This window comes from Xanthocytophaga flava (assembly GCF_030068545.1).
Lineage (GTDB): Bacteria > Bacteroidota > Bacteroidia > Cytophagales > 172606-1 > Xanthocytophaga > Xanthocytophaga flava.
Window position 1 is genome coordinate 249,048 of the sequence record NZ_JASJOR010000008.1, and the last position, 13,355, is coordinate 262,402.

Consider the following 13,355-nt stretch of genomic DNA (forward strand, 5'->3'; position numbering starts at 1 on the left):
TCAAAACAATGAATACTCTATTACTAAAAATATCCAGCATATTTGGTGCAATGCGCTTGTTGTTGGTTCTGATAGTGTCAATCAGTACACTTGTTTCGTGTGAGAATGGTTTTGACCAGCTCAATATAAACAAAACCAATCCAACAGCTATCAATCCAGTATTTAGTCTCAACAACGCACTAATTAATTCGTCCTTCAATCAATCCTCTATACTTTACGAAATGGGTATTGTACAGCAGTTGGTTACACCTAATTCGGGGTTTGTAACAGGGGCTAACTTTAATCAGGACAACCGGGACCAGACGAATGGAAACTGGGTTAAGTTTTTCCAATCGGCGATTAGACACACTCAAGATGTTTTGAACCAAAAGGCAACCTTGGAAAACCGTCCAAACCTGATTCAGATGGCCCGCATCCTGCAAGCCTACAATTTTATGGTACTTACAGATACCTATGGGGATATTCCTTATTCTGAGGCAGGCAAAGGTTATTCAGAACTGATACTTTATCCCAAGTATGACACACAACAATCTATTTATACAGATATCATCAAAGAGTTAAATGAAGCCTCAACAGCACTGGATGCTAGCCAACCCATCGAAACGGCAGATGTATTGTATGGGGGAAATGTGACTCAGTGGAAAAAGTTCGCTAACTCCCTACTTTTACGGGCTGGTATGCGATTAGTGAAGGCCGATGTAGCACTGGCAATGCAAACTGCCGTAAAGGCGATTGAGGGAGGTCTCATTGATGCAAATGCAGATAATGCAATCATCCGGCATGATGCTAACTATACAAATCCTATTGGTGTTACACTTAACAGTACTGAGGCTGCAAACCTGTATCTGACTGCTCCGTTTGTCAATCAGTTGAAAAGCACCAATGACCCCCGCCTGAGAGCCATTGCCGTCCGGTATGTGGGAGCTAAATCCGGACCCGAACAGAAAGCGGCCATTGCCTCTACAGATCCTGCTGTTCAGGTAGGTATGCCAATAGGTTACGATAATGCTACCATTGGTACTAAAGTAACAGAACTGAATTTAGCTAGTTTTTATGATTTTAGTCAGGTTGACAGAACACGTATGGCTAAGATATTAGCTCCTACTTTTTTGGTAACAGCGTCACAAACCCAACTTCTACTGGCTGAAGCTGTACAAAGAGGTTGGACTACAGGTGATGTAGCAGAACTATACAACAAAGGGGTAAGATTGCATATGGAACAGATGGCTTTGTTTGATGCGAATTCCACAGTTACTACTCAGCAGGCAGATGCATACCTGAATGCTAACCCTTTTGATGAAAGCAAAGCTCTCGAACAGATCAATACACAATACTGGATCAGTTCGTTTTTGAATGGGCCAGAGACGTGGGCAAATTTTCGCCGAAGTGGCTTTCCTGCGTTGACTCCTAATCCGTATCCTGGAAAAACAATCAAAGGGAATTTCATCAATCGGCTGACTTATCCAAATTCTGAAATTTCTGTCAATAAAACCAATGTTGATGCAGCCATTTCACGACAGGGAGCCGATGATCTGGATTCTAAAGTGTGGTGGGATAAGTAATTTTGTTTTTACAGACCAGACATTAGTTATAACCAGAAATAGAAAACTGACAATCAGTCAATTGTTTCTGAGTTATAGCTGGTGTTTTTTTTGACTATTAATATGCCGTTAGTAAAGTTGCTGTAACATCTGAAAATGCGTAAATTCGTAGGAAAATCATCTACTATCTTTTGCTGAAGTAACACTCAATGAAAACATTCTCTACCCGGAATTTACTATCAACAACACTACGTTATTGTCACATTTTGGTTATTGTTCTATTAATTTGGTCTTGTAAGAAAGACAACGAACCTATCTTTCCTTATCCCTCTATATATCATGCTACACGTTCAGAGATTACTTCCGATGTACGTCTTTTTACCAAACAAGGAGAAATAAAGGATCAGATGGTTATTACAGATTTCATGAAGCGTTACAATACCGCTTGGACTACTATTATAGCGCCAAAGTCAGAAACTGTAACATATCAGGATACTGTGAAGATTCTGACAAAAGATAATGTTCAGGGTCCATTTTATCTAAAAGATGCCTATCTCCAATTTAATGAAAATATAATTTATATTATTTCTCGGGATACAGGATACTCTGATTTAAACGAATTCTATGAATCAAATGTCGTTTTTGGTAAATACAAGCCCATATATGAAAAGAAAGTATATTATTCACCCTCAACAGGAGTTAATCCTCGAGTCTTTACTATACCAATCAATTATGCTGAATATACTTCCGAGCAATTAAAGTTCTTGACTCTCTCTTATATGGTCAAACGAGGCACTGGTGCATATTATTCAACATATGGATCTAGGTATAATAATTCATTTGACCCTACGAGTTATAAAGCATTGCTCGCAGATGATACACTTGTCGTTCAGGAATCTAATATAGTCTATGAAAAGTAAAGTAGTGCCTAACGATGTTTTAGGATGTTAATGTATACTAAGAAAGTAGAAATTTCTATGCTACTAGTAAATTTTGAAGTCGCTTTTTCGTGTAAGTAGAAGAATTCATGTATGTGCAATTAGTCAACGCATATCTGATCAGACTTTAGATACAAACCCACTTTCATGCAGGAAAGTGGGTTTGTATGTTATCTTCTCTTACATAATATGTAACCTCTTATTATAATCTGGATGCCAGCTCAATAAGGTTACCGTAAGGATCAGCAAAAAAAGCCATTCGTTTACTAATGGTAGGAAAATCGAACGGTTCACCGAGCACATTTACCCCTCTTCGACGCAAATCAGCAACTGTTTGGTCAATGTTGAGTACTTCAAGACAAAAGTGATGGTAACCAGCAGGTTGTAAGCTTTCATTCAAGTCAGTATAGTCGGGTTGTGGTAAGGGTTGCCCTCCGCCAAGTATTTCTACACAAAAGTTATCGTCGTTTGGCGGTGCGAGAAACGCTAGTTGCAAGTCACCCAAAAGCCATTCCTGTATGATACGAAAGTCTAACTTTTCCTGATACCATTTAACTATACCTGCATAATCTGCTGCACGTAGAGCGACATGTCCTCCTCTCATTGTACTAAATTCACTAGCTTCATTCCTTAAAGGATGCTGGATTGTGATGGTTGTCTCTTCCATGATGTTGTTTTTTGTATGATTAAAGTTATATTGTCCGTTCCATGCACCTTGATCAATAGAAAAGCATCTACAGTGATTTTGAAGGATTTGTGATGATTCTGGAAAAATATCCTATGAGTAGCCGCAATGTTGATCTCAATGGCATTGGAAATGGACTCGATGATACAAAATTGACGTATCTCAAAAAGAGAACCTATCTGCTTGTGTGTGAACTGTTGAAAATCCAAGCTCTGACTACACAAATTATTCCTTAACAATGCATTAGAAAGGGTCTGTAAAATAGGGAAACTTAAATTAAAATTTGATTGATGTGCTTTATACTATTATACTGATATAAAGCGGCTTGCGACAAAATCCAGTTTTTTCGCTGCTTTATAACTAATTTTGGCAAATTCTTATTGTTCGCTGGAATACCTTTTGGGTTTGACGCCTATATATTCTTCGAAAACTCTTGAAAAATGACTAAGATTGGTAAATCCTAACAGGTAACCTACCTCAGAAACACTTAGCCGCTTTTCTCTAAGCAATCTGGCAGCTTCCTGCATTCGTACTGATTGGTAATAGTCGAAGACCCCTTTTCCAAAAGTTTGTTTGAAAAGCTTTCTCAGTTTGGGCTGACTCATACCTGCTTCCCTTGCTAGAGTTGCAATGTGTGGAGGTTCATTCAGATGGGATTGTAAATGAGTTTTAACAGCATAAATAGCTTTGATATCTTCAATATGCATAACACTTGTAGATACAGCCTCACGTTGCATCAGTATCGCAAAGATATAGCATAACAATTCTTCACATTTCAACTTGTAGTAACGACTTTCAAGAGCTTCCGGAACGGATTGGTGCAACATATCACTGGTGGTATGTATGATCTGGGAGGATAGGGTGGTTTCATAAACGAAGTTGTCTTTGGCTTCCAAAACACTGGCTACTACCGGATGATCTAGTTGTTCAAAAAGCTGATTCAGGTATTGTCGGGAAACCCGGATTGTCACACTTCCAAATAGGGTGTTCGAAGGCATAGTCATAACGGCAGCAACACCCTGCCTGCAGATTAGGATGTTTGCTTGTTCAGTTGATAATTGTTCGTCAGACTGTATGAGTGAGGGAAAAACACCACTCAGCAAAAAAATAACATTTTCTTGCCCTTCAGCGAATTCATTTGTCCGTTCAATCAAAATATCCTCTTTCAGGTGATAATTGCGAATCATTACACTCATATCATTTCCCCACGAAAAGCCGGTGATATAACCTGACCCTTTACTTTCCGGAATGTATATAAAACGTCCGCTGATAGTTGCCCCAATAGCTTTGGCAAGTTGCAGTGCGATGCCTGAACCTTGCTTATCAATAACTGATATTTTCATTTACGACTATTTTAGTAGCAAACACGGTTATTTTAATCCTAAAGATATATAGAATTTTGTGAGCAGTTAAAAATTACTTATTCAGAAAACAAAGAAATGCTGTTAGAAAATAAACAAGTAGCCATCATCGGCGGTGGTCCTGGTGGCTTGACGCTCGCAAAAGTTTTACAGTTGAAAGGAGTAAATGTAAAAGTGTATGAAAGAGATCTTACCAAAGATGTACGTGTACAAGGTGCTACTCTGGATTTGCATTATGATTCAGGCTTAAAAGCGATTGAAAACGCATGATTATCTGAAGCATTCAAAAAAGCTTACCGACCTGGTGCCGAAAAAGGGCGTGTAGTGGATCAATGTGGCAATATAGTTTATGACGAACATATCAATGCGTCAGATAAAAGCTTTGACAATGAATTGTTTAGGCCAGAAATTGACAGAGGAGATCTACGGGATATTTTACTGGAGTCTCTCAAACCTGATACGGTTGTCTGGAACTGTCATTTAGTGACTCTATCACAAACTGGTAACCGTTGGAAACTGGAATTCAAAAACGGATCAATGGCTGTTGCTGATATTGTAATTGGAGCAGATGGGGCTAATTCTAAAGTTCGTTCCGTTATTACATCTGTTAAGCCTTTTTACGCAGGTATTACAATTTTTCAGGGAAATGTGGAAGATGCAGAGGCAAAAGCCCCAACTATACACAGATTACTGAAGGGTGGAAAAATCTATGTGCACAGTGGCGGAAAGTATTTACATGTATCTTCAAAAGGGGATGGAAGCATTGATTTTTATATGAGCAGTCAACTAGACGAAAACTGGGTGAAAAACAGTGGAATCGATTTTACAGACAGATCCCAACTGATGGAACGGTGCCAGAAAGCGCTTGCCGGATGGGCAGATATATGGTTCGAACTGTTCGAAAATGTAAGCTTACCACTATTGATCCGTCCGCAATATTGTGTGCCATTGGATCAGACGTGGGAAGCACACTCAACTATAACTCTGCTGGGAGATGCAGCCCACATTATGCCACCTTCTGGTGAAGGAGTAAACTTAGCCATGCTGGATGCGTTGGAATTAAGCGAATGTCTTACCTCTGGGGACTTTAAAAATGTACAAGTTGCTATCGCTGCCTATGAAAAACAGATGCAGGTAAGAGGACTGGCAGAGGCTCAAGCATCACTAGAGATGGTACAATGGATGCATGGTGAAGGTGCAATGGAGAAAATGATCCAGCTATTCAGCGAAATGCCAAGTTGATAAATTTTGTTTGTATGTGAGGAAAAAGGTAAACATTTCCCTGAATCCTCCTGGTGTTACTGTACTCACCAACTTATACGTTGATCCGAGGGCATTATTTGTGATAATTATACTACTCACTAATAAAAATAGTTTTGGTATGTAATTCTAGCCCAAAGCAGTCTAAGTTCTTCGGTCAGGTTGTTTTAGGCTAGTACAATTTATGACATTTTGCCCCTAAAAATAAGTCCTATAAAAGACGAGTTCCTATGAAGGGATGATCCAGATAAAAACGAGCTAGTCACATTACTAACGGCAAGTTTGATATAAACTCTATTAACTAAAAGATTCGGCAAACGCATTTTATTATGCCTTTGTGAGGTCTATAACGTATATTTCTGCTCGCAGGATAGCCATACCTTATCCAATCTATTCTTTCAACTACAACAATGCGACTTTTGGCTAATTCAGTTATATGGCCTCTGTTTACCTTTGCTTAAACAAAATAATTAAAGCTTGAATAGGAGGGATCATTTCTTTATAAAACTTCTAAAAATAAAGAGTTTTCTTAAACCATGGATGTACAAAATGTAGAAGTGATCTGAATAGCACAACTACAGGTTGAAAAACCTCAGGTATAGGTAATATAGGCCACTTCAATTTCTTACTAATTTAACGATACAGGAGATTTTAATTTGGTAAAGCTTATGTGTCCGATCCTTGCCTTATATCCCAAGCAATTGTTTCCATACATCTTTTTTATCTTCCAGGCCAATGCAGTTCTGCAAAGCCAGGCTAACTCTGACGATAGGAGTACCTAGGATAGCAGAATTGGCATAGATAGTTCGTAAAATCGTTCTTTCTGATGCGCTAAGCCCGGCGAGTCCCTTAGATAGATCTACTTTCCGACCCTGAAATACATACCTTAGAATAGGAATGATCTCTAGTTCAGTAGTGTTGGCACTGGCCGCTTTAATTGATTGGAGGAATGCTGGTAAAATCTGATCCAGATACACAAACGGAAAACTGCTCAGCGAATAGACAAGTTGGAAACGTAACCAGCCTGAAAACCAGGGAAGTTCGTTGAAGAAAAGTCTATCTGTTACAGCACAATTTTTCAAGGCAGTAGTGAGTGGCTCCAATGCGTCTTCATACTGTTGATGCATGGCCAGATTGAGCGCTGTGCAAATTCGAACCCTTTCATCGCGGGTCTGTTGCAATAGCTGTCGTAAAATTTTCAGACTATCAGGGTAATTGAAGGCTGTGTGGCCTAATGAATACACAAAACTGCACCTGACAAAAGAATCAGGTTCTGTCGGCAACAATTCCTGACTGATCCTGAGGGCGAATGCCATATCCAGACTTCTGTTCCGGTACGCAACTGGTCTGAAGTCTTCTGACTTGCCTAGAAGATTGGTAACCAGATACGGAGCCTGAATCCTGACTTCATTTATAGGATCTGTTAGTAGAAATGTCAGCGAATCAAATCCTTTCCACAATGCTTCAATGCCTTCATTCACCCACGCCAGTTGTGCGTCAAAGTGTGTGTAGACATCCTCATGCTGAGCCAGATAAGCCATACCTTGTGAAATACTTCCCAACAGTCTGACCAGAGTTGGTTTGCAAGACGAGGGGCAGTGATCCAGAGCTGCTATCAGAAAAGGAATTGCCGCAGTGGTAGAGTCGTAGATAATGCCCTGATGGGAGATGCTGTTGTAAAGCTCCGAAAGAGCCTGCTCGAATACTTCTTCCCCAGATGAGAGAGTTAGCAGAATTTCCAGATTGTATGCAACATCTTCGGCAGAGGCGTCATACGCTTGACTAAGTGTAGACCAATCAATTTGTTTTAAATCTTGTAAGGAAACGTGCTTACCCATATATCAATAGTTTATTCGAAAACGCCGTTTTATAGCTACTTATTTAATAGGGCTATCTATCGCAGTTGTGGTAAAAACGACCCCAGGGGAAACTAGCGATGACATAAAGATGTTAAGTTTTAGTCAGCATCTCATACAATTTTTTCACAGCTTTCTTTTCATAGGCATCTCTGAGAGAAACGATCATGATAGTCCGCCTCATATTTTTTCCATCAATAGGGATACCTACAACATCGGGATCATTTACACTGGTATCACTTAATATGGTATGCCAATTCCCAGTTTTTACGATTTCAAACAAGGTAGGTATATCATTTATTTCCATACAAATATTCGGGGCCAGATTTTTTTGACTGAACGATTCCTCAAAAAATTGTATAGTATTGTAACCACTGAAAGGCAAAGCCAATGGAAGCTCGGCTACTTCATTAAGCGATATAGTGGTTTTGTGAGCCAATGATGATTTTTTAGCAGTCACCAGCACCATAGTTGACTTCAAAAGTGTCTTATATTTCAAATGAGCTTCGTCGGATTTTTCATGGAATGTCAGAACAAAGTCAAAATGATGCGAGTTGAGTTTTTCAAGAAGATCTTTTGTGGTGCCAAATACCACCTGAATTTTGATATTTGGATACTCACTGGCAAACTGTATTAATGTTTTGGCAAATAAAATTCGCATGGAGTAAATTACACCAATAGTGATTTTTCCTGTATTCAGATTTTTCAAATCCTGTAAAAGCAATAACCCTTCATTTGCTTTATTTATACTCTGCAACGCATATTCACTAAACAGATTACCAGCTTCAGTGAGTTTAATTCTTTTTCCGATACGGTCAAATAAAGGAACATTTAGTTCATCCTCGAGTTGCTTGATTTGCTGTGACAAGGTACTTTGACTGATATTTAAAGCTTTTGCAGCTTCCGTAAAGTTTAATAACTCTTTGGCTTTTAAAAAATAGTTGAGCTGTCTTAATTCCATAGTTCTAAATCGGTTTTTTCGATTGTTTTCATCGAATAATAACGTTTTGCTAATAAAGGCAATATTTTAATATTTACATAACAATACTCATATCTACCATTTTACCACTTAAATAAACAACTTATGAAAGTAAAACTAATTGTATCGCTTCTACTTTTAACTACTTATTTTACTGCCTTTAGCCAAAAAAAGCAGAACATGGCTGTTGTTGAAAAAGGTCTCATTAAAATATCCATCATGTACCCGTATGCTGAAGGTAAAACCTTTAATATGGAGTATTATGAAACTAAACACATGCCGATGGTAGCTGGGTTTTTAGGATCAAATCTGATTAAGTACACTATTGAAAAAGGAGTTGCCAGTGGTATTCCTAACCAGCCACTGCCTTATATAGCTATTGGCACCTTTTATGTAAAAAGCCTAAGCGACTATCAAGCGGCTATTGGACCGAATAGAGATGCTATTCGTGCAGATTTTGCAAATTACACCAATATCAGTCCTGTCATTTTGGTAAGTGAGGTGGTAAAATAAACATTCATCTTCACTAAATGGTAGCACAGCAAAACCGTTGACTGCCGCACTTTCAACACAAAACATGCACAGTGTGTTTTGTGTTGTTACAAGGTATTTACCAAGCCTCCAAAAACATACGCCAGTGCTACACTTTCCGGAAATGGAATTGAGGAATAAATGTCACTACATACTTTCTCCCCAACAGCGCCTTTTAAGCTCTCCTAGAATAATTTGACAATTATTCTATTCGCTCACAATTGTAGTTAAGAACATTTTTATCTAACTCTACTTTTACTGTTTATCCAGGCAAAAATCTGGAAAAACTTGAGAAGTTGGTATGCGATGCATTTTTTCCAACAGACAATATCTGCTTAATCGTGCAGCTGTCATCGATGGCTCCGATTACTTAGGGCGAAAATTTTGGGTAAATGTTTATGTGTCTCTTGAAGAAAGACATTACAACAAGCAAAGAAAAGACGCTTTCTTTCTCAAATGGCTTGCAGGAGGATGAGTGTCTGAAATCTGTTATTTTTTATTTGATGTGGTTGTCCGGATTCTGACTAGTAAATCGTCTTTATGCAGAAAGCTAATTTATCTCTGCTATGAACGAATTCGTATTAATTTTCAGAAGCAATGGTGATCCACATGCCAATCCATCCCCTGAACAGATTCAGGAAAGGATGAAATGGATGAATACTGTAACCGCTCAAAATAAGCTGGCTGACAGCGGAAAACGATTGTCTGGCAGTCATGCCACATTGGTGGAATCTGGAAAGAAGGTGACAGCAGTGGATGATCTGACTACTCATTCTTATGTCAATGGTTATATAGTGGTTAAAACTGCTACTATTGAAGAGGCCATTGAACTGGCTAAAACCAATCCTATACTAGAAATGGGAGGGAGCATTGAGGTTAGAGCTGTTATACCTCCAGTGAGATAGCTTTTATTCTGTAAGTAATTGTTATTGAGTGGTGTGTGTAGTAAAGGTTACTTTTAAAAGTATCGTTCATTAACTGAGGATTTATCAGCCACTCTGATCCTCAATTCTATGAATCATAATCTACTTTTTACAGTATTGTTGGTTGTATCTCCTATAGTCTCTGCTTTTCTGGCCAGTGTCTTTACCTACAGATACCTGGCCAGATCTCAAAAGAGAGACTATCTGTATCAACAAAGGTATGCTGCTTACAAGGAACTATCATCTCAACTGATAGGGCTTAGAAAATATTGCCTGGATAAAATATCAGAAGGCGAGTTAAATACTTTTTATCATTCCTATACACTGGATATTGGTTCTGCTCAATATCAGAATGAAATCGTTCATGTAGTAGAAGCCAATGCAATGTTTTTGAGTAATGGCATTCAAACAATAGTACAATCTGTTGTAGACAAACTTTCACTTTTATGTAAAGCAGAAACGGTAATTTTAGGGATAGCTAATGAAAACGAAAAGCGAACTTATTATTCGTTTTACCCTATTGTACTCACAGAAATTGAGAAATGTCTGCAGGAGTTATCTGCAGAAACAGAGTTGTGATGTCTGTAAATCAGAATATTAGGCATTGTTTTTTTGCGAGTGGTACTACCACCTCACTGTGGTAAATTGGTTTCGCTGTAGTTGCGAATAAAACCCTGTGTTCGCTGGATGCAGGGTTTTGCTTTTCTACCTTATCATTCAAAGTTAATCTCGTTGCTATGTGCTTGTTCTGAATATGTCCTTACCTTACTGTGTTTTCTAAAATATACCTACTATACTTTCTGAGGTGGATTTTAAACTACATATTCGCAAATCGATATAAGGTAATTAGTACCATAACGGAATTTGTTACACATTATAATGTGTTTGTATTTCTCAAATTGGTCATATAAGATGGTTTTATGATAACTAAGCCAAATGAAATTTTGTTTTGCAATGGATTGGTACAATAGACTTTGTACAATTACTACAAATGCCTCATAAAAACGGGAAAAATACCCTTTTATATGAGTATGTAAAGTGGTTACTTTGTTGTGTTAATGTACTATACGTTGTTATATACACATATGCACCCAACTATTAAATCATTTGTATTTCTTGGGGGATTGGTATTGCTGCTGGCATGTGATGGAAGATTTGCTGACCAACAAATTAATAAAAGCAATTTATCTACGCTGACTGACTCTATTAAAGATAAGTTCAGCATACTGCCCAAACAGGATCTAATGGCTAACGCCAAAAATGTATCTGCAAAAGCAAGACCTACTGTCATGCGACCACGATAAGTCATGCCATAGTTTGTCTGATTACGATTGAGGAAATATTGTTATCAAGTATAGCAAATCCAATCGATTAGTTCCCTATCCTCCGAGTTTTGCCAGCTCTTTTAACCAGCTTTCACTGTTCTTTGTGATTCAAAGTTTCTGTTTATTGAAACAGATCTACTTTTTCTGGTAGTCAAGTCATCACTTTTGTATTCTATTTTAACGGGTAAATATATTGTAGCTGGTTCTGCATGCTTTGGTTTGTATTCTGGTTGCTATAGAAATCGCAAGTCCTATTGGTACAAAACAAAAATTCTCCGAAAGATGCTTCCGGAGAATTTCAGTAACAAACCACTTACAACCTAAATTCGTATTTTTATATTTTAATCAGACGTTGCGTCTGAGGATATATCTGCTTGACTTACAATACAAAGATACTACATTCATACCCCTCTTGTAAAGTCATAATTTACTCATTATCATACATATATACCTTCCTTCCGGATTTTTGGAGAAAACAAGGGTTTTACAGGTGTAATACATTGTAATAGAGCTATATAGAACCTTTTGAGGATGCAGATAATTGATTGTTTTTTACAACCGTATAGTGAGATGTACAAAAAGTTACCAAATATGTACACCGGATTGTACGGGTTTGTAAAGGGAAACTCAGAAAATGAGAGTTTCATTTTTGCTCTGATACTGTAACTACCAGCACTTTAGCTGTTACAAGCAGTTGCCCTACATGACGCTGAGTATGTTCGGCTGCATGAAAAAGCAAACCTAGTACTGTAGAGGGAACCTGACCTCTGCCGACTCCGCGCACTTCGGTAAGGGTATTTTCCTTTGTTGTGCGCAATTGATCTAAAGCCACTGTTAACTGTGTATCAAAAGCTTGTAATAGTGATTGTGTCGTTGTGGATGGAGTAGGGGACTTGCCTTCCAAAGAAAGCGACTGTAATTGTTGTTCAGTCAGTGCTTGTCCTCTGGCATACGTAAACAATCTGTCAAGTACACCTGCCAGATGCTGAAGATGGAATCCAACAGATGCTACACCACCAGGACGTTCCCAAAGCAAGGTATCTGGAAAATCTTTTAGATAGGTGTGTATTTCTTCTTGAGCTTGTAAAAGAGCATGAGCCACAGGTTGAAGTAAAGGAGGCACATCGGGTAGCGGTCCTCTAAGCCATACTTCCAGCTTTTGTATTTTATTGTTCATAAACAGCAATCAAAGATAAAGGGCTTAATGTAAGTATTTTTACTTTATCTACAATGGATAATTAACCTGCCTTTGATCAGATGTTTCCTAACCAGTTATGTTTATTAGCGAGCTGAATTGCCTCTACTTTGGAATGGACGTGAAGTTTCTGGTAAATATTCTCTGTGTGTTTGCGTACTGTTTTGGAGCTTATAAATAGTTTATCACCAATCTGCTGATAGGTAAGTCCTATAGCTATGTGTTCCAGAATTTCCAGTTCCCGTTTAGTTAGATCAAAACTTTGCGGTGTCAGAGTGGCTGCGGTTGATGCCGGAGGAGGGGCGTTTCTGAGCCATTGCAGGGTTTTCTGTGCAATGGAGGGTGACATAGGTGCTCCTCCTTCTACTACTTGTTCAATGGCATCTACAATCCGTGCACTTTTTTCATCTTTTAGCAAATAACCCGAAGCACCTGCCCGTATCGCTTCAAATATTTTATCATCGTCTGTAAATACAGATAAGATGATAATTTTAATATCAGGAAAATATTTGCGTATCAAGGCAGTTGCTGTAATGCCATCCATTGGCTCCATTTCAATATCCATCAGGATCACCTGTGGTAGTTCTGCTATATTTTTTAGCTTTTCAAGTACTTCACCACCTTCATAGGCTGTAAACAAAATCTCAATTTCTTCAAAACATGCCAGGTTTTGACTAATGGAACGGATCAGATACCTGTTATCATCTACTATTGCTATGCTTGTCCTCACAGGGTAATAAGTTAATGAAGCTAAATGACAA

General features: G+C 38.3%; 15 protein-coding genes. 9 read left to right on the forward strand and 6 right to left on the reverse strand.

Going from position 1 to position 13,355, the window contains the following annotated elements; genetic code table 11:
• The first annotated feature begins 8 nt into the window (after positions 1–8).
• On the forward strand, positions 9–1,562 hold the full coding sequence (locus QNI15_RS14330) for a SusD/RagB family nutrient-binding outer membrane lipoprotein (protein ID WP_390902191.1): 1,554 nt from the start codon (positions 9–11) through the stop codon (positions 1,560–1,562).
• 188 nt (positions 1,563–1,750) lie between these two features.
• Positions 1,751–2,461 carry a hypothetical protein gene (locus QNI15_RS14335; protein WP_314032260.1) on the forward strand — a complete coding sequence of 237 codons (711 nt, stop codon included), beginning with the start codon at positions 1,751–1,753 and terminating at the stop codon, positions 2,459–2,461.
• Positions 2,462–2,681: 220 nt separating this feature from the next.
• Here QNI15_RS14335 and QNI15_RS14340 read toward each other — a convergent pair whose 3' ends face one another.
• On the reverse strand, positions 2,682–3,146 hold the full coding sequence (locus QNI15_RS14340) for a VOC family protein (RefSeq protein ID WP_314032261.1): 465 nt from the start codon (positions 3,144–3,146) through the stop codon (positions 2,682–2,684).
• A gap of 113 nt (positions 3,147–3,259) precedes the next feature.
• On the opposite strand from QNI15_RS14340, the gene QNI15_RS14345 reads away from it, so the two are divergent.
• A complete protein-coding gene (locus QNI15_RS14345) occupies positions 3,260–3,400 on the forward strand; it encodes a hypothetical protein (RefSeq protein WP_314032262.1) in 141 nt (46 codons plus the stop codon).
• Positions 3,401–3,541: 141 nt separating this feature from the next.
• Here the strand turns inward: QNI15_RS14345 and QNI15_RS14350 are convergent, their stop codons facing one another.
• On the reverse strand, positions 3,542–4,507 hold the full coding sequence (locus tag QNI15_RS14350) for a helix-turn-helix transcriptional regulator (RefSeq protein WP_314032263.1): 966 nt from the start codon (positions 4,505–4,507) through the stop codon (positions 3,542–3,544).
• Positions 4,508–4,603: 96 nt separating this feature from the next.
• Here QNI15_RS14350 and QNI15_RS14355 point away from each other — a divergent pair, with 96 nt between their 5' ends.
• Both QNI15_RS14355 and QNI15_RS14360 read left to right on the forward strand, forming a co-directional pair.
• Positions 4,604–4,795 (forward strand): FAD-dependent oxidoreductase, encoded by a 192-nt coding sequence (locus QNI15_RS14355; RefSeq protein ID WP_314032264.1) that lies wholly within the window; start codon positions 4,604–4,606, stop codon positions 4,793–4,795.
• 54 nt (positions 4,796–4,849) lie between these two features.
• Positions 4,850–5,767, forward strand: coding sequence for an FAD-dependent oxidoreductase (locus QNI15_RS14360; RefSeq protein WP_314032265.1), 918 nt, complete (start codon positions 4,850–4,852; stop codon positions 5,765–5,767).
• Between the two features lie 704 nt (positions 5,768–6,471).
• Here QNI15_RS14360 and QNI15_RS14365 read toward each other — a convergent pair.
• The gene (locus QNI15_RS14365; protein WP_314032266.1) at positions 6,472–7,623 is read right to left on the reverse strand and encodes a hypothetical protein; all 1,152 of its coding nucleotides are present in this window, start codon (positions 7,621–7,623) and stop codon (positions 6,472–6,474) included.
• 112 nt (positions 7,624–7,735) lie between these two features.
• Positions 7,736–8,602, reverse strand: coding sequence for a LysR family transcriptional regulator (locus QNI15_RS14370; RefSeq protein WP_313992832.1), 867 nt, complete (start codon positions 8,600–8,602; stop codon positions 7,736–7,738).
• A gap of 123 nt (positions 8,603–8,725) precedes the next feature.
• Here QNI15_RS14370 and QNI15_RS14375 point away from each other — a divergent pair, with 123 nt between their 5' ends.
• The 4 genes from QNI15_RS14375 (at position 8,726) to QNI15_RS14390 (ending at position 11,378) form a co-directional block, all read left to right on the forward strand.
• Positions 8,726–9,133, forward strand: coding sequence for an EthD family reductase (locus QNI15_RS14375; protein WP_314032267.1), 408 nt, complete (start codon positions 8,726–8,728; stop codon positions 9,131–9,133).
• A gap of 584 nt (positions 9,134–9,717) precedes the next feature.
• Positions 9,718–10,056 (forward strand): YciI family protein, encoded by a 339-nt coding sequence (locus QNI15_RS14380; RefSeq protein ID WP_313992834.1) that lies wholly within the window; start codon positions 9,718–9,720, stop codon positions 10,054–10,056.
• Between the two features lie 108 nt (positions 10,057–10,164).
• Positions 10,165–10,653 carry a hypothetical protein gene (locus QNI15_RS14385; RefSeq protein WP_314032269.1) on the forward strand — a complete coding sequence of 163 codons (489 nt, stop codon included), beginning with the start codon at positions 10,165–10,167 and terminating at the stop codon, positions 10,651–10,653.
• A 506-nt stretch (positions 10,654–11,159) separates the two neighbouring features.
• Positions 11,160–11,378 (forward strand): hypothetical protein, encoded by a 219-nt coding sequence (locus QNI15_RS14390; protein WP_313992838.1) that lies wholly within the window; start codon positions 11,160–11,162, stop codon positions 11,376–11,378.
• Between the two features lie 664 nt (positions 11,379–12,042).
• Here the strand turns inward: QNI15_RS14390 and QNI15_RS14395 are convergent.
• Both QNI15_RS14395 and QNI15_RS14400 read right to left on the reverse strand, forming a co-directional pair.
• Positions 12,043–12,576 carry a DinB family protein gene (locus QNI15_RS14395; protein WP_313992840.1) on the reverse strand — a complete coding sequence of 178 codons (534 nt, stop codon included), beginning with the start codon at positions 12,574–12,576 and terminating at the stop codon, positions 12,043–12,045.
• 76 nt (positions 12,577–12,652) lie between these two features.
• The gene (locus QNI15_RS14400; RefSeq protein WP_313992842.1) at positions 12,653–13,324 is read right to left on the reverse strand and encodes a response regulator transcription factor; all 672 of its coding nucleotides are present in this window, start codon (positions 13,322–13,324) and stop codon (positions 12,653–12,655) included.
• Between the last annotated feature and the right edge of the window lie 31 nt (positions 13,325–13,355).